This is a genomic window from Aquabacterium sp. NJ1, assembly GCF_000768065.1.
Taxonomy (GTDB): Bacteria; Pseudomonadota; Gammaproteobacteria; order Burkholderiales; family Burkholderiaceae_C; genus Aquabacterium.
Map to the genome: position 1 here is coordinate 1,859,711 of NZ_JRKM01000001.1, position 21,303 is coordinate 1,881,013.

Annotated in this window: 18 protein-coding genes and 1 riboswitch; of the genes, 8 read left to right on the top strand and 10 right to left on the bottom strand. The window is 65.9% G+C overall.

Annotation, left to right across the window (positions count from 1 at the left end):
* Genes murC through mraZ form a run of 10 tightly spaced genes read right to left on the bottom strand, consistent with a single transcriptional unit; the run spans position 1 to position 13,626 of the window.
* Positions 1–1,410, bottom strand: coding sequence for a UDP-N-acetylmuramate--L-alanine ligase (murC, locus tag JY96_RS07990; RefSeq protein ID WP_035036460.1), 1,410 nt, complete (start codon positions 1,408–1,410; stop codon positions 1–3).
* A complete protein-coding gene (gene murG, locus JY96_RS07995) occupies positions 1,407–2,516 on the bottom strand; it encodes an undecaprenyldiphospho-muramoylpentapeptide beta-N-acetylglucosaminyltransferase (RefSeq protein ID WP_035036463.1) in 1,110 nt (369 codons plus the stop codon). The genes murC and murG overlap by 4 nt, the downstream gene beginning before the upstream one ends.
* Complete coding sequence (ftsW, locus tag JY96_RS08000; RefSeq protein WP_035036466.1) at positions 2,513–3,793, bottom strand: putative lipid II flippase FtsW; 1,281 nt, start codon at positions 3,791–3,793, stop codon at positions 2,513–2,515. Before ftsW ends, murG begins: the two co-directional genes overlap by 4 nt.
* Positions 3,790–5,718, bottom strand: coding sequence for a UDP-N-acetylmuramoyl-L-alanine--D-glutamate ligase (gene murD / locus JY96_RS08005; protein ID WP_035036468.1), 1,929 nt, complete (start codon positions 5,716–5,718; stop codon positions 3,790–3,792). The genes ftsW and murD overlap by 4 nt, the downstream gene beginning before the upstream one ends.
* 24 nt (positions 5,719–5,742) lie before the next feature.
* Positions 5,743–6,921 carry a phospho-N-acetylmuramoyl-pentapeptide-transferase gene (gene mraY / locus JY96_RS08010; RefSeq protein ID WP_035041683.1) on the bottom strand — a complete coding sequence of 393 codons (1,179 nt, stop codon included), beginning with the start codon at positions 6,919–6,921 and terminating at the stop codon, positions 5,743–5,745.
* Complete coding sequence (gene murF, locus JY96_RS22795; protein ID WP_081961123.1) at positions 6,911–9,889, bottom strand: bifunctional UDP-N-acetylmuramoyl-L-alanyl-D-glutamate--2,6-diaminopimelate ligase MurE/UDP-N-acetylmuramoyl-tripeptide--D-alanyl-D-alanine ligase MurF; 2,979 nt, start codon at positions 9,887–9,889, stop codon at positions 6,911–6,913. Before murF ends, mraY begins: the two co-directional genes overlap by 11 nt.
* Complete coding sequence (locus JY96_RS08025; protein ID WP_052162915.1) at positions 9,890–11,824, bottom strand: penicillin-binding protein 2; 1,935 nt, start codon at positions 11,822–11,824, stop codon at positions 9,890–9,892.
* 17 nt (positions 11,825–11,841) lie between these two features.
* Entirely contained in the window at positions 11,842–12,147 is a 306-nt protein-coding gene (gene ftsL / locus JY96_RS08030; RefSeq protein ID WP_369796131.1) for a cell division protein FtsL, read from the bottom strand.
* Positions 12,144–13,190, bottom strand: coding sequence for a 16S rRNA (cytosine(1402)-N(4))-methyltransferase RsmH (gene rsmH / locus JY96_RS08035; RefSeq protein WP_081961125.1), 1,047 nt, complete (start codon positions 13,188–13,190; stop codon positions 12,144–12,146). The genes ftsL and rsmH overlap by 4 nt, the downstream gene beginning before the upstream one ends.
* Before the next feature lie 4 nt (positions 13,191–13,194).
* Complete coding sequence (gene mraZ / locus JY96_RS08040) at positions 13,195–13,626, bottom strand: division/cell wall cluster transcriptional repressor MraZ (protein ID WP_035041702.1); 432 nt, start codon at positions 13,624–13,626, stop codon at positions 13,195–13,197.
* Positions 13,627–13,956: 330 nt separating this feature from the next.
* Between mraZ and JY96_RS08045 the strand changes: the two genes are divergently transcribed.
* From JY96_RS08045 to JY96_RS08080, 8 genes are all read left to right on the top strand, one after another.
* Entirely contained in the window at positions 13,957–14,238 is a 282-nt protein-coding gene (locus tag JY96_RS08045) for a FeoA family protein (protein WP_035036470.1), read from the top strand.
* A gap of 49 nt (positions 14,239–14,287) precedes the next feature.
* Positions 14,288–16,177, top strand: a complete 1,890-nt coding sequence (gene feoB, locus JY96_RS08050; RefSeq protein WP_035036472.1) for a ferrous iron transport protein B — start codon at positions 14,288–14,290, stop codon at positions 16,175–16,177.
* 1 nt (position 16,178) lies between these two features.
* Positions 16,179–16,436, top strand: a complete 258-nt coding sequence (locus tag JY96_RS08055) for a hypothetical protein (RefSeq protein WP_035036474.1) — start codon at positions 16,179–16,181, stop codon at positions 16,434–16,436.
* A gap of 164 nt (positions 16,437–16,600) precedes the next feature.
* Positions 16,601–16,810 carry a hypothetical protein gene (locus tag JY96_RS08060; RefSeq protein WP_035036475.1) on the top strand — a complete coding sequence of 70 codons (210 nt, stop codon included), beginning with the start codon at positions 16,601–16,603 and terminating at the stop codon, positions 16,808–16,810.
* 52 nt (positions 16,811–16,862) lie between these two features.
* Positions 16,863–16,976, top strand: a riboswitch (TPP riboswitch).
* A 123-nt stretch (positions 16,977–17,099) separates the two neighbouring features.
* Positions 17,100–19,001 carry a phosphomethylpyrimidine synthase ThiC gene (thiC, locus tag JY96_RS08065; protein ID WP_035041711.1) on the top strand — a complete coding sequence of 634 codons (1,902 nt, stop codon included), beginning with the start codon at positions 17,100–17,102 and terminating at the stop codon, positions 18,999–19,001.
* Positions 19,002–19,040: 39 nt separating this feature from the next.
* Positions 19,041–20,183, top strand: a complete 1,143-nt coding sequence (locus JY96_RS08070) for an FAD-dependent oxidoreductase (RefSeq protein WP_052162266.1) — start codon at positions 19,041–19,043, stop codon at positions 20,181–20,183.
* A gap of 11 nt (positions 20,184–20,194) precedes the next feature.
* Entirely contained in the window at positions 20,195–20,431 is a 237-nt protein-coding gene (thiS, locus tag JY96_RS08075; protein WP_035036478.1) for a sulfur carrier protein ThiS, read from the top strand.
* 68 nt (positions 20,432–20,499) lie between these two features.
* Positions 20,500–21,300 (top strand): thiazole synthase, encoded by an 801-nt coding sequence (locus JY96_RS08080; protein WP_035036482.1) that lies wholly within the window; start codon positions 20,500–20,502, stop codon positions 21,298–21,300.
* The last annotated feature ends 3 nt before the right edge of the window (positions 21,301–21,303 follow it).

Consider the following 21,303-nt stretch of genomic DNA (forward strand, 5'->3'; position numbering starts at 1 on the left):
TCAGTGCTTCTCTTTCAACAGCTCGGCCGTCTTGCCGGCCACGGTCCCGATCGAGCCGGCGCCCATGCAGATCACCACGTCGCCACCTCGGGCGTTGGTCGCAATGCTCTGCGGCAGCTCGGCCACGTCGTCCACAAAAATCGGTTCCACCTTGCCGGCCACGCGCACGGCACGGGTCAGGGCGCGGCCGTCGGCGGCCACGATGGGCGCTTCGCCAGCGGCGTACACCTCGGTCAGCAACACGGCATCGGCCGTGCCCAGCACCTTGACGAAGTCTTCAAAACAATCGCGGGTGCGGGTGTAGCGGTGCGGCTGGAAGGCCAGCACCAGGCGCTGGCCGGGGAAGGCGCCACGGGCCGCGCTGATCACGGCGGCCATCTCCACCGGGTGGTGGCCGTAATCGTCGATCAAGGTGACCTGGCCGCCATCGGCCGTCTTGAACTCGCCATAACGCTGGAAGCGGCGGCCCACGCCGGTGAAGGCGCCCAGCGCCTGGATGATGGGCTCGTCAGGCAGCTCGATCTCGGTGGCCACGGCAATCGCCGCCAGCGCGTTGAGCACGTTGTGCACCCCAGGCAGGTTGAGCGTGACGGTGATGTCGGGCATGACCACACCATTGCGACGCTGCACCACGAAGCGCATCTGGCCACCGGCCAGCGCTTCGACGTTGACGGCGCGCACCTGGGCGTCTTCACCAAAACCGTAGGTGATGACGGGACGCGAAATCAGCGGGATGATGGAGCGCACGCCCGGGTCGTCGGCGCACAGGATGGCCGAGCCGTAGAAGGGCATGCGGTGCAGGAAGTCCACGAAAGCCTGCTTGAGCCTGGCGAAGTCGTGGCCATAGGTGTCCATGTGGTCGGCGTCGATGTTGGTGACGACCGACATGATGGGCAGCAGGTTCAGGAAGGAGGCATCCGACTCATCGGCCTCGACCACGATGTACTCGCCCTTGCCCAGAGCCGAGTTGGCACCGGCGCTGTTGAGCTTGCCACCGATGACGAAGGTCGGGTCCACGCCGGCTTCGGCCAGGATGGAGGTGACCAGCGAGGTGGTGGTGGTCTTGCCGTGCGTGCCGGCGATGGCGATGCCTTTGCGCAGGCGCATCAGCTCGGCCAGCATCACGGCCCGCGGTACCACGGGGATGCGTTTCGCGCGCGCGGCGATCACCTCGGGGTTGTCGCCCTTCACGGCGGTGGAGGTGACCACGGCCTCGGCGCCCTCGATGTGGGCGGCTTCATGGCCCACATGCACCTGGATGCCCAGCGAAGCCAGGCGGCGCGAGGTGGCGCTGTCCGACTGGTCGGAGCCCGATACGGTGTAGCCCAGGTTGTGCAGGATCTCGGCGATGCCGCTCATGCCGGCACCACCAATGCCCACGAAATGGATGTGTTTGACGGCGTGCTTCATGTGGACGCCTTTGCGTTGGTTTGAGGTTTCACGTGTTGCTCGATGGCGTCGGCCACGGCAGCGGCCGATTGCAGGCGGGCCAGGCCACGCGCCTTGATGGCCATGGCCGCCAGCGCCGTGCGGTTGAGCGATTTCATCAGCTCGGCCAGCTTCGCTGGATTCAGCTCGGCCTGCGGCAGGTGGATGGCGGCGCCGTTGTCGGCCATGTAGATGGCGTTGTCACGCTGGTGGGCAGTGGTCGACACCACCAGCGGCACCAGGATGCTGGGCACGCCGGCGGCACACAGTTCGCTCACGGTGATGGCACCAGCACGGCCGATGATCACGTCGCAATCGGCCAGGCGCTGCGGCATGTTGTTGATGAAGGGCAGCACCTCGGCGTCCCTGGCGGGGTCCAGCCCGGCCTTGAGGTAGTCGGCCTTGACCGCTTCGAAGTTGGCCATGCCGGTCTGGTGCGTGATCAGCGGGCGCTGGTCGGCGGGGATCATGGCCAGGGCCTGCGGTACGGCGTCGTTGAGCGCCTTCGCGCCCAGGCTGCCGCCCACGATCAGCACGCGCAGCGGGCCGGTTCGGTTAGCGAAGCGCTCGGCCGGCGGCGCAATGGCTTCGATCTCGGCGCGCACGGGGTTGCCCGTGACCCGTGCGACCTTGTTCTTGGCGGCAGGGCCGTCAAAGCCGCAGGCCAGCACATCGGTGATGGGCAGCAGCAAGCGGTTGCTCAGCAGCATGGCCGCATCCGCATTGACCAGCACCAAGGGCAGGCCGCGGGCCACGCCCATCAGGCCGCCAGGGAAGCACACATAACCGCCCATGCCCAGCACGGCATCGGCCTGGCGCGCCTTGAGAATCTTCCAGCAATCGGCAAACGCCTTGAGCAGGCGCACGCCACCAAAGACCGTGTCCTTCAGGCCCTTGCCGCGCAGGCCGTTGAAGGCGATGGCGTCCATGGGGATGCCAGTGGGTGGCACCAGGCGGTTTTCCATGCCACCGGTCGTGCCCAGCCAGCTCACCGTCCAGCCGCGGCGCTTCATTTCGTCGGCCACGGCCAGGCCGGGCATGATGTGCCCGCCCGTGCCCGCAGCCATGATGACGAGGTGGCGGCTCATGCGCGCCCCCCTCTCATGAGCTGGCGGTTCTCAATGTCCACGCGCAAGCAAATCGCCAGCGCAATGCAGTTGAGCATCACACCCGAGCCACCAAAGCTCATCAGCGGCAAGGTCAGGCCCTTGGTAGGCAGCACACCCAGGTTCACGCCCATGTTGATGAAGGCCTGGCCACCCATCCACACGGCCACGCCTTGTGCGACCAGGCCGGAGAAAACGCGGTCCAGCGCGATGGCCTGGCGGCCGATGTTGAACAGGCGCACCACCAGCCAGAAGAAGGCGATGATGATCGCGGCCACGCCGATGAAGCCCAGCTCTTCGCCGATCACGGCCAGCAGGAAGTCGGTGTGGGCTTCGGGCAGGTAGTGCAGCTTCTCCAGGCTGGAGCCCAGACCTTCACCAAAGATCTCGCCGCGCCCGAAGGCGATCAGCGAGTGGGTCAGCTGGTAGGCCTTGCCCAGGGCGTTCTTTTCAGACCAGGGATCGAGGTAGGCAAAGATGCGCTCGCGCCGCCACGGGCTGAGCGTCACCATCAAGGTGAAGGCACCCAGCAGCACCGCCGTGATCAGGAAGAACATGCGGCCATTGACGCCACCCAGGAACAGGATGGTCATGGCGATCGTGGCGATCACCATGAAGGCCCCCATGTCGGGCTCGGCCAGCAGCAACAAGCCGATCACACCCACGGCCACGGCCATGGGCATCACGGCGCGGAAGAAGTGCTCCTTCACGTCCATCTTGCGCACCATGTAGTCCGAGGCATACAGGGTGATCGCGAGCTTGGCCAGCTCGGACGGCTGGAAGTTCATGATGCCCAGCGGCAACCAGCGGCGTGCGCCATACACCACCTTGCCCACGTGCGGGATCAGCACCAGGATCAGCAGGAGCAGCGAGAGCACGAACAACCAGGGCGCCGTCTTTTCCCAGGTGGACATGGGGATCTGGGTGACCACCGCGGCCACGCACACGGCCATGATGATGGCCACCAGGTGGCGCGTGAAGAAGAAGGTCGGCGTGTAGTTGGAGAAACGCGGGCTGTCAGACAGCGCGATCGTGGCCGAGTAGACCATCACCAGGCCCATGGCCAGCAAGGCCAGCGTCAACCACACCAGGGGTTGGTCAAAGCCCATGACCCTGGAAGGCTGCGAGGACGTGACGTTGACGAAGTCGCGCACGGGCAGCGGGCCAGCGCCGTCGGCCGAGGGGCCCTTGCCCAGGCCGGCGCGAACCTTGTCCAGCAAACCAGCCAGCAGGGGGCGACGAACGGTGGCTTCGCTCATGCGATGTCTCCTCGTTCGTGGGCCAGATCCTGCACGGTGCCGATGAACACCTCGGCGCGGTGCGCGTAATTGCGGAACATGTCCAGGCTGGCGCAGGCCGGGCTCAGCAGCACGGCGTCACCCGCTTTGGCCTGCTCGAAGGCCCAGCGCGTGGCGGCTTCCAGGTTGTCATGGCGTTGCATGGGCAGGGTGTCGCCAACGGGCGTGCGCACCTCGGCCAGCGTGGCTTCAATGGCCTGTGCGTCGCGGCCAATCAGGGCCACGGCGCGGGCAAAGCGCCCCACGGGCTCGGCCAGTGGCGCAAAGTCCTGGCCCTTGCCATCACCACCCAGGATCACCACCAGCTTGCCGGGCGACATGTCGGCACCCAGGCCTTGCAAGGCGGCCACGGTGGCGCCCACATTGGTGCCCTTGCTGTCGTCGATGGCATCGATGCCGCCGACGGTGGCCACGTGCTCGACGCGATGTGGCTCGCCGCGGTATTCACGCAGGCCATGCAGCATGGGTGCCAGCGGGCAGCCAATGGCGGTGGCCAGCGACAAGGCCGCCAGCGCGTTGGAGGCATTGTGGCGACCACGGATGCGCAGCGCATCAGCGGGCATCAGGCGCTGCAGCACGATCTCGGCCTGCTCGCCCTTCTTGAGCTTGATGGTGGGGTCGGCTTCAAGCGCACGCACCAGCCAGGCCATGCCGGACTCGTTGACCAGGCCGAAGTCGCCAGGGCGACGTGGGGCGTCCAGCCCAAAGTACACGAGGTTGCGGTACACCGTCTTGGCCGGGCGGCCACGCACGCCGGACTTGATGACCTCGGGCGGCGGCACCATGTCCATCACGACGGGGTCATCTCGGTTGATGACCATGATGCCGTTCTTGCCGAAGATGCGGGCCTTGGCGGCGGCGTACGCGGCCATGCTGCCGTGCCAGTCCAGGTGGTCCTGCGTGATGTTGAGCACCACGGCGGCGTCGGGTTCGAAGTTGCTGACACCATCGAGCTGGAAGCTCGACAGCTCCAGCACCCACGCTTGGGGCAGCACCTCGAAGGTGGGCGCAGACGGAGGCGGTGGGGTCAGCGTGATCAGCGGGGCATCGGCATCGTCGGCCAGCGGTTCTGCCTGACGCTCAAGCTGCGACTCAACCTGTGACTCAAGGGCCGGCTCGGCATCCTCAGGCTGATCGATCTCGGCGGGTTCGCTTTCGGGCAGAACCTCGGCGGCGGCCTCCATGATGGCCGTGTTTTCGACGGGCTCGTCCAAGGCGGCGTCCGTTGCAACAGGCACAGGCACCGATGCCACGTCCGCGCCTGAAGCAAGCGCTGCTTGCTCACCGGCTACGGCACCCGCATCGCTTTGCACAGTGCCCTGTTCGCCCACCACCTCAGCAGTATCAGAGGCAGGCTCCTCGCTCAAAGGCTTGGGCTCCTGCTCGAGCGCGACACGCAAGGTATCCAGCAGCGTCGGGCCGATGTTGCCGGCGAGGCCCACACGCAGGCCGGTGCGCTCGATCAGCTTGGCGGTCAGCGAGGTGGTCGTGGTCTTGCCGTTGGTGCCGGTGATGGCCACCACCTTGGGCGCATAGCCCATGTCGGCCTTCAGATCGGCCAAGGCGGAGGCGAACAGCGACAACTCGCCGCGCACGGGGATGCCCAGCTCATCGGCCTTGGCCAGCAGCGCGGACACATCCGGCGCATTGGGCATCAGGCCGGGGCTCTTGAGCACCAGGTTGACGCCATCGAGCAGGCCCACGTCCAGACCATGGTGCAGCGTGGCAGCAGGCACATCGGCGGCCAGCGTGGCCGCTTGCGGCGGGTTGGCACGCGTGTCGGCCACGCGCACGGTCGAGCCACACCGGGCGCACCAGCGCGCCATGGCCAGGCCTGAGTCACCCAGACCCAGGATCAGCACGGTGAGGTCACGTAAGTAAAACATGGTGGGCTTGAACCAGTGAAACGATCAGCGCAGCTTGAGGGTGGACAGACCCAGCAGGCACAGCAGCATGGTGATGATCCAGAAACGGACCACGACCTGCGTCTCTTTCCAGCCGGACTTTTCAAAGTGGTGATGCAGCGGTGCCATCAGCAAAATACGACGGCCTTCGCCGTATTTCTTCTTCGTATATTTGAAGTAACTCACCTGCACCATCACAGACAGCGCTTCCAATACAAAAACCCCGCCCATCAAGGCCAGCACGATCTCTTGCCGCACGATGACCGCGATGGTTCCTAAAGCACCGCCAAGTGCCAAGGCCCCCACGTCGCCCATGAAGACCTGGGCGGGGTAAGCGTTGAACCAGAGGAAGGCCAGGCCTGCTCCGGATAGGGCCGCGCAGAACACCAACAGCTCACCTGCGCCCGGAATATGCGGCAGCAGCAGGTACCTGGCGAACACGGCGTTGCCCGTGACATAACAGAAGATGCCCAGCGAGGCCGACACCATCACCACCGGCATGATGGCCAGGCCATCGAGGCCATCGGTGAGGTTCACGGCATTGCTGGTGCCCACGATCACGATGTAGGTCAGCACCATGAAGCCCCACACGCCCAGCGGGTAGCTCATGGTCTTGAAGAAGGGCACGATCAGGTCGGCCTTGGGTGGCAGGTCATTGGAGAAACCCGACGACACCCAGCGGAAGAACAGTTCGATGACGCGCAGGTTGTTCGTCTCCGACACGCTGAACGCCAGGTAGATGGCGGCCACCAGGCCGATGAGGGACTGCCAGAAATACTTCTCGCGCGAAGGCATGCCCTCGGGGTCCTTCAAGACCACCTTGCGCCAGTCGTCCACCCAGCCGATGGCGCCAAAGCCCGTGGTCACGATCATCACGATCCACACAAAGCGGTTGGCCCAGTCGAACCACAGTAGCGTCGACAAACCGATGGCCAGCAGGATCAGCGCGCCACCCATGGTGGGGGTACCGCGCTTGCTCAGGTGCGACTGCATGCCGTATTCACGGATGGGCTGACCGATCTTGAGTTCGGTGAGCTTGCGGATCACGATGGGGCCCAGGAACAGGCCGATCAGCAAGGCCGTCATGGCCGCCATCACCGAGCGGAAGGTGAGGTACTGGAAGACGCGCAGGAAGCCCCACTCGGGGTGCAGGCCCTGGAGCCACAGCGCAAGACTAAGCAGCATGGGCACCTCCCGACAGCTCACCCAGGCGGGCGACAACTTGTTCCATCTTCATGAAGCGTGAACCTTTGACGAGGATCGATGCCGCCGCAGGCACCTGATCCAGCGTGGGCAGCGCGGCCACGATGTCGGCTGCGCTGTTGAAATGACGGGCGGACGCGCCACAAGCCTGCGCGGCATGCGCGCACAACTCACCAGCCGTCCAGACGTGTTCGATGCCGCGCTCACGGGCATAGGTGCCGACTTCCTCGTGGAAGGCCGGGCCTTGCGTGCCCACCTCGCCCATGTCACCCAGCACCAGCCAGCGTGGGCCAGGCAGGCCGGCCAGCATGTCGATGGCGGCGCGCACGGAATCGGGGTTGGCGTTGTAGCTGTCGTCCACCAGGGTGACCGCGCGCTGACCCAGGGTGATGCAACGCAGTTGCGAACGGCCCTTGACGGGCTCGAAAGCTTCCAGGCCCTGGGCAATCACGCTCAGGGGCACACCGGCACCCAGCGCAGCGGCCGTGGAGGCCAATGCATTGCGCACATTGTGGGCGCCGGCCATCTTCAGCTTGACGCGGGCCGCGCCCTGCGCCGTGCTGATGTCGATCAGCCAATGCGGTGTGGGCTCGGCCACCCAGGTCGCGGCCCCCGTGATGGCGGCCGGGCCCTGCGTGGCGAAGTCGAACTTGGGATAGCCGTTGGCCTGCTCGCGCCAGATGGGGGCGAACTCGTCGTCGGCCGGGAACACGGCCACGCCGCTGCGCGACAAGGCCTGCAGCACGCTGCCGTTTTCGCGCGCCACGGCCTCGACCGTGTGCATGAACTCCTGGTGCTCGCGCTGGGCGTTGTTCACCAGGCCCACCGTGGGCGCGGCAATCGAAGCCAGGTGCGCGATCTCGCCGGGGTGATTCATGCCCAGCTCGACCACGGCACAACGGTGCTGGCCTTCACGCAGGCGCAGCAGGGTCAAAGGCACGCCGATCTCGTTGTTGAAGTTGCCCTGCGTGGCCAGCGAGGCTTCGGGCGCGCCTTGCGACACCACCCAGGTCTTCAGGATGGACGCGATCATCTGCGTGACCGTGGTCTTGCCATTGCTGCCGGTCACACCGATCAGCGGGATGTCAAAACGTGCGCGCCAGCCGGATGCCAGCCACCCCAGTGCGGCGCGTGTGTCAGGCACCGTCAGGCCTGGCAGACCACAGGTGTCCACGCCTTGCTGGGCCAGCACGGCCACGGCGCCAGCGGCCTTGGCCTGGGGCAGGAAGTCATGCGCATCAAAGCGCTCGCCGCGCAGCGCCACGAACAGGTCGCCGGGCTGCAGGGTGCGGGTGTCGGTATGCACGCGGGCGATCGGCGTGGCGGGGTCACCCGTCAGCACCGAACCGGGCAACAGTTCGTGGGCCAGGCCCAGGGTCATCATCATGGGAATGCTGGGTGCTGGGACGACCGGCGCGCGGCGCTTGAGCGCGGCTGCTGCCTCGTCCACATCTGAAAAGGGTGTCTTGACGCCGGCCACTTCTTGCGTGGCCTCATGGCCTTTGCCGGCGATCAACACGATGTCGTTGGCATCGGCCTGCTGCAGGGCATGTGCGATGGCAGCGCGGCGGTCTTCGATCACGTCCACCGTGTCACGCCCGGCCACACCGGCCAGGATCTGCGACAGGATGAAGGCGGGGGATTCGCTGCGAGGGTTGTCACTGGTCAGCACCACGCGGTCGGCGTGCTGCTCGGCCATGGCACCCATCAGGGGGCGCTTGATGGGATCACGGTCACCACCACAACCGAAGACGCACCACAACTGGCCATTGCGTGCTTCGGCCACGGGGCGCAGCGCTTGCAAGGCCTTGAGCAGTGCATCAGGGGTGTGGGCGTAATCGACCACGGCCATGGGCACGGCAGTCTGCACTTCCGGCTGCCAATCAGGCAGGCTCACCACCTGCATGCGGCCTGGCACCGACTTCAAGCCGCTGCAGGCGCGCGCAGCGTCAGCCAGCGGCACATCGAGTGCACGCAGGGCCCCCAGCACAGCCAGCAGGTTCGAGACATTGAAGGTGCCGATCACCGGCGCCTGCACGGTCGCTTTGCCCACGATCTGCGACAGCGCATCGTCGCGCTCGATCAGGTCAAACACCAAGCCATGGGCTTGATAACGGATGTTGGTCGCCTGCAGGCGCACGGCCTCTTGCAGGCCATAAGACCAGCAGGCCAGATGGCGACCGCGCGCGTGGTCCTGCAGCGCATGGCCCATCGGGTCATCCAGGTTCAGCACGGCGGCGCGCAGGCCCGGCCAGTCGAACAGGCGGCGCTTGGCTTGCCAGTAGCCTTCCATGCTGCCGTGGTAGTCGAGGTGGTCCTGCGTGAAGTTGGTGAACTGCGCGACCGCGATGTGCGTGGCGTGCAGGCGCAACTCTTCGATGCCGATGGACGAGGCCTCGATGGCCGCAGCCTTCAGGCCCTTGTCTGCAAACGCGCGGAAGGTGGCGTGCAAGGTGATGGGGTCAGGCGTCGTCAAGCCGGTGGGCACGAAGTCGCCATCCACCTGGCCCACGCCCAACGTGCCGATCACACCGCAGCCCTGGCCCAGGCTGCTCAAGGCTTGGGCTGTCCACCACGAGGTCGAGGTCTTGCCATTGGTGCCCGTCACGGCCACCACCTGCAGTTGCGCGCTGGGTTCGGCAAAGAAGCCGTGCGCGATCTCGGCGCTGCGGGCCTTCAGGCCAGGCACGGTGGCCACACGGGCGTCAGCGAAACCAAAGGTCTGCACGCCATCGGCTTCGACCAGGCAAGCGCGGGCGCCATCCTTCAAGGCTTGCTCGACAAAGGCCCGGCCATCACGCGCGGCACCCGGCCAGGCGATGAAGCACACGCCCTCACCGGCCAGCGACGCCACCTGGCGGCTGTCTACCGTCAGGCGCGTGACGCCCCACTGGCGCAGCCAGCCCAGGGCTTCATCCGTGCTGTGCAGGTGCAAAGTGGTCTGGCTCATTTAAAAGCTCTCCACTTCAGCGGGTTCGGTGTTGATGATCTTGGGCTGCACTTCCATGTCAGGCAGCACGCCCAGGCGGTTGAGCGTTTGCTGCACCACCTGGCTGAACACGGGCGCGGCCACATCACCACCGTAATAGATGCCGTCGCCAGGCTCGTCCACCATCACGGCCACCACGATGCGGGGCTTGCTGATGGGCGCGATGCCCACGAACCAGGCGCGGTACTTGTTGCCCGCATAACCCTTGCCTTCGACCTTGTGCGCGGTACCCGTCTTGCCGCCCACGCTGTAGCCCTGGGTCTGGGCCTTGGGTGCGGTACCACCCGGGCCACACACGAGGTTGAGCATCTTGCGCACGGCGCGGGCCGTCTCAGGCGAGATCACGCGGGTGCCATGGATGGGCACGACCTCTTCATTGGCCGGTGCAGAGGGATCACCCTCAGACGACGAAGCCGCCTCCGGACGGAAGGCGGTCTTGAAGGCCAGCACGGGGCGCTCGTTGTCATCCCCGGAATGGGCTTTCGCCACTTTGCGCAAAGGATCCCGATCGTCACCGGGGCCCTCCCGCTTCAGCAGCGAAATCGGGATCAGTTCACCATCGCTGGCGAAGATCGTGTACGCGTGGGCCAGCTGGAACAAGCTGGCCGACAGGCCGTAGCCATAACTCATGGTGACCTGCTCGATGCGGCGCCACGACTTGTAGGGGCGCAGGCGGCCGGTCACCGCGCCGGGGAAACCGAGCTGCGGCTTTTGCCCCAGGCCCACGGCGGTGAACATTTCCCACATCTCGCGCGGCTGCATCTGCATGGCGATCTTGGCCGTGCCGACGTTGCTGGACTTCTGGATGACCTGCTCGACGGTCAGGTCGCCGTGCGGGTGCGAATCAGAGATGGTGGAGCCATCGATGGTCAAGCGGCCAGGCGCGGTGGAAATGATGGTGTTGGGCGTGATGCGCTTGGTCTCCATGGCCAGCGAGATCACGATGGGCTTCATGGTGGAGCCCGGCTCGAAGGTGTCGGTCAGCGCACGGTTGCGCAGCTGGGCACCCGTCAGGTTGCGGCGATCTTCCGGTGTGTAGCTGGGCACATTGGCCAGCGCCAGCACTTCACCGGTCACGGCGTCGAGCACCACCACGCTGCCGGCCTTGGCCTTGTGCAGGGCCACGGCATCGCGGATGCGCTGGTAGGCGTAGAACTGGATCTTGGCATCGATCGACAGACGGATGGCCCGGCCGTCTTCAGCCGGCACCATGTCGCCCACCGACTCCACCACCCGCCCCAGGCGGTCCTTGATCACATGGCGCACACCATCGCGGCCAGCCAACTGCTTCTGATAAGCCAGCTCGATGCCTTCCTGGCCTTCGTCTTCGATGTTGGTGAAGCCCACGATATGCGCAGCAGCCTCACCCTCGGGGTACTGGCGCTTGAATTCACGCAGCTCGTACACACCCTTGATCTTGAGCGCAGCCACCTTCTCGGCCACACCGTCTTCGACCTTGCGGCGCAGCCACACGAAGTTGGGGCTGGAGGCCAGGCGCTTTTGCAGGTCGACAAAGGGCATGTCCAGCAGCTTGCTCAAGGCACGCAGCTGGTCGCGCGAGGCATCCATGTCCTTGGGGATGGCCCAGAGCGACGGCGCCGGCACGCTGGAGGCCAGCAACTCGCCATTGCGATCCAGGATGCGCCCGCGGTTGGCCTGCAACTCGATGCGGCGCTCGTAGCGGCTGGCACCTTGCTGCAGGTAGAAATCGTTGTGGATGATCTGGATCCAGGCGGCGCGCCCGATCAGCACAGCAAAACCCAGGCCGATGGCGCCGATCATGAACTTGACGCGCCAGGGCGGTGTGCGCGAAGCCAGCAGCGGGCTGGTCGCGTAACGCACGGTGGGCATGGCACCCTTGCCTTGCTGGCGTGGTTTGCCACGCAGGCGGCGCATCAGGTCACCCAGGCGGCTCATGGCTGCACCCCCTGGCTGGTGGCACCACCACCCGACGCCGCGGTGCTCACATAGTGCGTGACGGCCGGCGTGTTGTTGAACATGTGCAGCTTTTCGCGCGCCAGCTTTTCAACACGCAGCGGCGTGGCCTGCGCGCGCTTTTCCAGCTGCAGACGCTCAAATTCGATCTGCAACTCGCGCGATTGCGACTGGGCCTTTTCCAGCTCCACGAACAGGTGGCGCGATTCGTAGCTGGCCCGGATCAACCAGAAACAACTCAGCAGCAGCACGATGGCCAGCAGGATGTTGAGGCGCGCCATCATCGACGTCCTCCCTTGCCACCGCTTTTGCCACCAGCCTTGCCCTTGCCCGCCTTGGCCGGCGCAGCCACCAAGGCCTCTGACCAGGGCACGTTGGTGCGCTCGGCCACGCGCAGCACGGCAGAGCGCGAACGCGGGTTGCCCGCCACTTCTTCAGCGGAGGGCTTGATGCGCGCGATGGCGTCCAGCATCAGGGGCTTCGGGCTAGCGAATGGCACGCGGCGGTCGACTTCTTCGCGGCTGTGTTTCGCGATGAAGGTCTTGACGATGCGGTCTTCCAGCGAATGGAAGCTGATGACCGACAGCCGCCCGCCGGGCGCCAGCGTCTTCAAGGCTGACTCCAGAGCGTCTTCCAGTTCACCGAGCTCACGGTTGACGTGAATCCGAAGAGCCTGGAAGGTTCGGGTAGCGGGGTCTTGCCCGGCTTCACGGGTTTTGACCGTACGAGCCACGAGCGCCGATAGCTCGGCAGTGGTTCGCACAGGCTGGCCTTCATCGCGGCGAGCGACAAGCGCCTTTGCAATGGGCCAAGCAAACCGTTCTTCGCCGTACTCACGGATGACCTCCGTGATCTCGTCCACCGAGGCATGCGCCAGAAAATCCGCCGCGCTCTCGCCTTGCGTGGTGTCCATGCGCATGTCCAGCGGCGCATCGAAGCGGAAGCTGAAACCGCGCGCGGGGTTGTCGATCTGCGGCGACGACACGCCGATGTCCATCAGCAAGCCGTGCACCTGCGGCAAGCCCAGATCGGCCACCACATCCGCCCAGGACGAGAACGGTGCGTGCACGATCTGGAAGCGTGGGTCGTTGATGGCGTTGGGGCCTTGCGTGGCGTGGGCAATGGCCTCCGGGTCCCGGTCCAGCGCGATCAGACGCGCCTGCGGGCCCAGCCTGGACAGCAGGAGACGTGAATGGCCGCCGCGACCAAAGGTGGCATCGACGTACACCCCCTGCGGATGCGGACCGACGTCGGCATCCCACAAGGCATCGACCGCCTCGTGCAGCAGGACAGTTTGATGCTGCCAAGGTGTGACTCCTTCCTGCATCGCGTCAGAAGGTGAAGTCTTGAAGCGCCTCGGGCATGGGCTGAGCCATGACCTCGGCTTCGTGTGCGGCGTACTTCTGGGCGTCCCACAACTCGAAGTGGCTGCCCATGCCCAACAGCATCACGTCCTTGGTGAGGCCGGCTGCGGCGCGCAGTTCAGGCGAGATCAGCACGCGCGCAGCGCTGTCGATCTCGACGTCCATGGCGTTGCCCAGAAAGATCCGCTTCCAGCCGGCGGCCGACATCGGCAGCGCGGCAACCTTGTCGCGGAAGGTTTCCCACGCGGGGCGCGGGAACACCATCAGGCAGCCATCGGGGTTCTTGGTGATGGTCAACTGGCCTGCACAAAGGGCCTGCAAAGCGTCGCGATGGCGCGAGGGAACGGCCATCCGCCCCTTTGCGTCCAGCGACAACGCTGATGCCCCTTGAAAGACCAAGCTCACACAAAACCCCACGAATTTGCACTAAATCCCACTTTATCGCATCCGCACCCCCAAAACAAGGTGGAAGTAAAAAAAAGTTCAATGAAATCAAAGACTTAGATGCGATTGCGGCGCGAAAACGCAGAAAAAAAGTCCTTATGAATCAAGGACCTGCAAGGGGGTCTGGAAGTGGAAGATGAGGAATTACCCCCTTTGGGGCTGGGGTAAGCACTGGGTGGACTCCCACCCATCGGCCCCCTGATCGCGGGAAAGATGCCCGACTTTCCTGACTTGGATCAATCAAACTCATTGCGAATCGTTCGCATTTAAAACTAGAATGGGCTCATGAAATCGCAGCACCACCCTCATCACAGCAAGTCGCCGGCCATCACGCTGGACAAGCTGCCCGTGCGGGCGGTGGCGACGATCCAGGACATCAAGGCTGGCCACCACGACGGCGGCGCCCTCAAACGCCGGCTGATGGAGCTGGGCTTCGTGCCGGGCGAGCGCGTGCAGGTGCTGCGGCGCATTTTCTTTGGCCGTGGGCCCCTGGCCGTCCGGGTGGGCACCAGCACCTTCGCCATGCGCAAGCTGGAGTCCTCGCTGATCGAAGTCGTTGTGGCCTGATCGTTCAGCGTCCCGTATTTTCTCATTGGCCAGCAGCAGGAGCGACCTCATGGCGGCAGCGACACCTGAAGTGTCAAACTCTCCGCTGATCGCCCTGGTCGGCAACCCGAACTGCGGCAAGACCGCGCTGTTCAACCGCCTCACGGGTGCCAAGCAGAAGGTCGGCAACTACGCCGGCGTCACCGTCGAGCGCAAGGAGGGGCAGTTTGTGTCCCCCGCCGGCCAAGGCTGGCGCCTGCTGGATCTGCCCGGCGCCTACAGCCTGCTGGCCGCCACCCCCGATGAAGCCATCACGCGCGATGTGATCGCCGGCGTGCGCGCGGGTGAATCGGCGCCGGTGGGCCTGGTCTGCGTGGTGGATGCGACCAACCTGCGCCTGAACCTGCGCATGGTGCTGGAGCTGCAGACCCTGGGCGTGCCCATGGTGCTGGCCATCAACATGATGGACCTGGCCACCAAACGCGGCATCCACATCGACACCGTCAAGCTGCAGCAGGAGCTGGGCATCCCGGTGGTGGAAGCCGTGGCCGTGCAGACCGGTGGCGAGCGCGCCCTGCTCAACCAGCTCGACCAACTGGACTGGGCCAAGCTGCCCAAGCCCACCGCCCCCCGGCCCATGCAGCGCATCGCGCAAACGCCAGTGGAAGACACCCACAAGCGCGTGAGCGCGTTGCTGGCCAAGTGCGTGACCATGCCCGAGCAAGGCTCGCACCTGACCGCCGTGCTGGACCGCTACGTGCTGCACCCGGTCATGGGCCCGCTGATCCTGGCCGGGCTGATGTTCCTGGTCTTTCAGGCCGTGTTCACCTGGGCCAAGCTGCCCATGGACCTGATCGACAACGGCATGGGCCTGGTGGGCGACTGGGTCAAGGCCCACATGGCAGACGGCATGCTGCGCAGCCTGCTGGTGGATGGCGTGATCGGCGGCGCGGGCAGCGTGCTGGTCTTCCTGCCGCAGATCATCATCCTGTTTGGCTTCATCCTGGCACTCGAAGACTCGGGCTACCTGCCGCGCGCGGCCTTCCTGCTGGACCGCATCATGGGCAGCGTGGGGCTATCGGGCCGAGCCTTCATCCCGCTGCTGTCGAGCTTTGCCTGCGCCATCCCCGGCATCATGGCCACGCGCACCATCGCCGACCCACGTGACCGCCTGGTCACCATCCTGATCGCCCCCTTGATGACCTGCTCGGCGCGCCTGCCGGTGTATGCGCTGCTGATCGCGGCCTTCATTCCCAGCCGCACGGTGGGTGGCATCTTCAACCTGCAAGGCCTGGTGCTGTTCGCGCTGTACATGGCGGGCATTTTCTCGGCCATGCTGGTGGCGCTGGTGCTCAAGAAGTTCATGAAACAAGGCAGCGCCCAGCCCCTGCTGATGGAGCTGCCCGACTACCACGTGCCGCACCTGCGCAACCTGGCGCTGGGCCTGTGGGAGCGCGCCAGCATCTTCGTCAAGCGCGTGGGCACCATCATCCTGTCGCTGATGATCATCCTGTGGTTCCTGTCGAACTTCCCTTCGCCACCGGATGGCGCCACGGGGCCGGCCATCCAGTACAGCCTGGCAGGCATGGCCGGCCGCGCGCTGGAGGTGATCTTCGCGCCCATTGGTTTCACCTGGCAGATCTGCATCGCGCTGGTGCCGGGCATGGCCGCGCGTGAAGTGGCCGTGGCGGCATTGGGCACGGTGTATTCGATGTCACAAACCGGCGACGAACTCAGCAGCGCGCTGCAAGGCCTGATCGGTCACGCCTGGTCACTGCCCACGGCCCTGTCGCTGATGACTTGGTATGTGTATGCGCCGCAATGCCTGTCCACGCTGATCGTGACGCGCCGCGAGACCAACGGCTGGCGTGTGCCGATGATCATGCTGGGCTATATGTTTGCGCTGGCCTATGCCGCCTCGTTTGCGGTGTACCACCTGGCCCTGCGCTGGGGAGCCTGACATGCGTCTGGACTGGCAAACCCTCGTCACCCTGGCCATCGGCCTGGTGGCCGCGCTGTACCTGGCACGCCGCTGGTGGCCAGGGCTGCGCAACTTGTTGACCCCACCGGCCACGCCGCCGTCGGCGAGCACCTGCCCATCCAATCAAGTGGCCTCACCCGCTGCATCCTGCGGCAGCGGCTGCGGCAACTGTGGCCACCAAGCCAGCCCTGTCACCAAGGACCACCGCGTCCACGTGGTCCGCACCCGACAAGGTTGATCCCCGAGGGGCGAGCACGCGCCAGCAGCCCGATATCGAGGGCTCGCCCCCCCACGGTCAGGGGATGAATCCCCCCCGTGCCGGGGATGGCTGAGCACACGTCCTGATTCCTACACTGAGGTCAATCAGAAATATTTCAGGTCCATCCCCTGTCATCCGCTCACATGCGCCCCCTGTACGCCATTGCGCCATTGGCCTTGTTGCTGACCCTCTTCGGGCCCCCGCCCCACGAGGCCAACAAGGTGCTGGCCGACTTCATGGACCACTTCCTGGGCCACAGGGCGCACCCGCAGCTTGACAACAGCACCGACGCCCGCGCCAACAAGCCCGCTTCGATGGGCGGCGAGGTGGTTGAAACATCCTTCAGCCGCTGACGGATTTAATTGCCCCCGGTTTGACGCAGCCCTGCGCGGGCGCATTACACTGCGCACTGCTCCGGGGTGTGCCTCACGTTTTGACGTGCTGGCGCTGAGATGGAATACCGAACCCGCTGAACTTGATCCGGTTCATACCGGCGAAAGAAGAGCTGTACCTGATGCGAGTGGTCTGCACTTGTCCCGCGTGGACGAGCCCCTGCCTGACCTCACCTCGCAGCGCCTGACACCCGTCAGGTCCAGGCACCCCTCGGAGCATGTGTTGCCACTGCCACCGTTGGAGCTGCCGATGAACGCCCCTGACCTCACCATTGACGCTGCCGCCCTGCAAGCGCTGGATGAACTCACCCGCCTGACCCGTGAGCCCTTGCCCGCATCGCGCAAGGTGTACGTTGAAGGCAGCCACGCTGGCGTGCGCGTGCCGATGCGTGAGGTCTCGCTGACCAATGGCGAGTCGGTCACGCTGTACGACTGCTCCGGCCCGTACACGGACCCGAACGTCAGCATCGACGTCACCAAGGGCCTGCCGCCTGTGCGCGAGGCCGCCGTGGTGGCCCGTGGCGACACGGAACAGTACGAAGGCCGCTCCATCCAGGCGGTGGACGACGGCCTCAAGCCAGATGAGCGCCACGACGAGCGCATGGCCGCCCTGCGCGCTGCCGCAGCAGGCCTGCAGCGCACGCCGCGCCGCGCCAAGGCCGGCGCCAACGTGACGCAGATGCACTACGCCCGCAAGGGCATCATCACGCCGGAGATGGAGTTCGTGGCCCTGCGCGAGAACCAGCGCCGGCTTGATCTGGCCGAGGACTGGCGCAGCAAGTACGGCGTCGATGCCGAGCGCGAGGCCCGCCTGCGCGGCAACCCCATGGGCGCGGTGATTCCGCGCGAGATCACGCCCGAGTTCGTGCGCGATGAGGTGGCACGCGGCCGCGCCATCATCCCCGCCAACATCAACCACACCGAACTGGAGCCGATGGCCATCGGCCGCAACTTCCTGGTCAAGATCAACGCCAACATCGGCAACTCGGCCGTGACCTCGTCGATCGAAGAAGAGGTTGAAAAGCTGGTGTGGGCCATCCGCTGGGGTGCGGACAACGTGATGGACTTGTCCACCGGCAAGCACATCCACACCACGCGCGACTGGATCGTGCGCAACAGCCCCGTGCCGATCGGCACCGTGCCCATCTACCAGGCGCTGGAAAAGGTGGGCGGCGTAGCCGAAGACCTGACCTGGGACATCTACCGCGACACCCTGATCGAACAGGCCGAGCAGGGCGTGGACTACTTCACCATCCATGCCGGGGTGCGCCTGCCCTTCATCCACCTCACGGCCAATCGCCGCACGGGCATCGTCTCGCGCGGTGGCTCCATCCTGGCCAAGTGGTGCATCGCGCATCACAAAGAGAACTTCCTGTTCACGCACTTCGAAGAGATCTGCGAGATCATGAAGGCGTATGACGTGAGCTTCTCGCTGGGCGACGGCCTGCGCCCCGGCTCGCTGAGCGATGCCAATGACGAAGCCCAGTTTGCCGAGCTGAAGACACTGGGCGAGCTGACCCAGATCGCCTGGCAGCACGATGTGCAGACCATGATCGAAGGCCCCGGCCATGTGCCCATGCACATGATCCAGGCCAATATGGACGAGCAGCTCAAGCACTGCCATGAGGCGCCCTTCTACACCCTGGGCCCGCTGACCATCGACATCGCACCCGGCTATGACCACATCGCCTCGGCCATCGGCGCGGCCATGATCGGCTGGATGGGCACGGCCATGCTGTGCTACGTGACGCCCAAGGAGCACCTGGGCTTGCCCAACCGCGATGACGTCAAGCAAGGCCTGATTGCCTACAAGATCGCGGCCCACGCGGCGGACGTTGCCAAGGGCCACCCCGGCGCCCGTGCGCGTGATGATGCACTGTCGCAAGCGCGCTTTGACTTCCGCTGGCAGGACCAGTTCAACCTGGGCCTGGACCCGGAAACCGCGCGCGACTTCCACGACGAGACGCTGCCCAAGGATGCCTCCAAGGTGGCGCACTTCTGCTCGATGTGTGGCCCCAAGTTCTGCTCGATGAAGATCACGCAGGAGGTGCGGGAGTTTGCGGCGCAAGGCATGGCCGCCAAGTCCGAAGAGTTCAAGAGCGTGGGCGGCGAGCTCTACATCCCCATCAAGGCCGAGCAACCCGCCGCCTGATCACCGCGCCCCTAAGCCACGCATCCACAAGGAACCGTCATGCAAGGCGTTTCTCGACACAGCGACAGCCGCTTGAGCATCGGCATCGCCGGCGCCGGCCTGTTGGGCCGCCTGCTGGCCTGGACCCTGGCGCACCAGGGGCACCAGGTCAGCGTGTTCGACCCGGCTGCGGGCCCCGGCCCCAGCTTTGACGGGCAAGGCGCGGCGGGCTTCACGGCGGCGGGCATGCTCAGCCCGCTGGCCGAGCTGGATGCCTCCGATACCGATGTGGCCGCACGCGGCTGGCACTCGATCGAGCGCTGGGCCCAAATCACCCGCCAGCTGGCCGCCCAGCACACCAAGGCGCCGCACTTCGATCGCCTGGGCAGCCTGATGGTGGCCCACGGCCCGGACCTGGGTGCCGCCCGACGCGTGCTGGCGCGTGTGGAGGCGGGCGCGCGGCAATGGCCGCATCAGGCGCAAGCCCTGCAAGCCTCGGCCTTGAAAGAACTGGAGCCCGCGCTGCACAGCGCACTCGGGCCACTGCATGCCTGGCTGCTGCCCGGCGAAGGCGCCATCTGCACGGTGGGCACGCTCAAGGCCTTGCAGGCCACCGCACCCAATGTGCAATGGCATTGGCGCCACCAGGCCCACGCGCCCAGCCCGCATCAACTGCACACAACCCACCTGGACACGCAGGCCACACAAACCCATCGCTTCGACATGGTGATGGACGTGCGCGGTGCAGGCGCCCGCCCTGATGCCCCGGTGCGCGGCGTGCGCGGCGAACTGGTCTGGCTGCACGCGCCCGGCGTGGCGCTGCGCCGGCCTGTGCGCCTGCTGCACCCGCGTCACCGCGTCTACATCGTGCCGCGGCCGGGCGACGTCGTGATCGTGGGCGCCAGCGAAATCGAAAGCGAAGACCGCTCGCCCATGTCGCTGCGTAGCGGCGTGGAGCTGATGGCGGCGGCGCACAGCGTGATCCCCGATCTCGCCGAGGCCCGCATCCTGCGCATGGACGTCAACCTGCGCCCCGCCCTGCCGGACAACCGCCCCGAGATCCACATCGAACCCGGTCTGCTGCGCATCAACGGCCTGTACCGCCACGGCTGGCTGCTGGCGCCTTCGCTGGTGGACGAGGCCTTGTCGCGCATGGGGCTGGGCGAACGAGCCACCTGCGGCGCGCCGGCCCTGGCTACCTGAAGCGGTCCAGCATGAGCTCCATGACACCCGATTGCATCACGATCCGCACGGATCAAGGCAGCTTGCAACTGCCCGCTGGCAGCACGCTGAGCCAGGCGCTCGACCAACTGCTGCCTTCGCTCAAAAAGCAGGCCGAGCAAGTGGCCACGGCGGTCAATGGCGAGTTCGTGCCACGTGGCGCGCGCGCCGGCCACGTGCTGCAAGACGGTGACGCCGTGCTGTGCTTTTCACCGATCACCGGGGGCTAGACAGATGACGACCCCCAGCTCACTGGCGTTCGCAGCCCCCACGCACCTTTCACTGAAGGAGGCCTGACATGGTCGACACCTGGTCCATCGGCGACACGACGCTCTCCAGCCGCTTTCTGCTCGGCACCGCCGGCTACCCCTCGCCACAGGTGCTGCGCGAGGCCATCGAGGCCTCTGGCGCCCAGGTGCTGACGCTGGGCCTCAAGCGCACCCTGGCCGTGCCCGGTGGCGGCGACAACGGCTTCGTGCAGATCATCCGCGACACCGCCAAGGCACAAGGCGCACACCTGCTGCCCAATACCGCCGGGTGCCGCAGCGCCCGCGAGGCCATCAACCTGGCGCACATGGCGCGCGAGCTGCTGGGCACGCACTGGATCAAGCTGGAAGTCGTCGGTGACGAGCAGACGCTGCAACCCGACCCCTTCGAGCTGGTCGAGGCCGCACGGCAATTGATCAGCGACGGCTTCGAGGTGCTGCCCTATTGCACCGACGACCTGGTCAGCGCGCAACGCCTGGTCGACGCGGGTTGTCGCATCCTCATGCCCTGGGCGGCACCGATCGGGTCTGGCCTGGGCCTGCTCAACCCCTGGGCCTTGCGCACCTTGCGCGCGCGCCTGCCGCACATCACCCTGATCGTGGACGCGGGCCTGGGTGCGCCCTCGCATGCCGCTGCCGCGATGGAGCTGGGCATGGATGCGGTGCTGCTGAACTCGGCCGTGTCGCAATCGGGCAACCCGGTGGCCATGGCCCGCGCCTTTGCCCATGCCATCCAGGGTGGCCGAGGTGGCTTCACGGCTGGCCTGATGCCCACCAGTGATGTGGCCGTGGCGACCACCCCTGTTGGCGGCCAACCTTTCGTCTTGCTGTGAAGG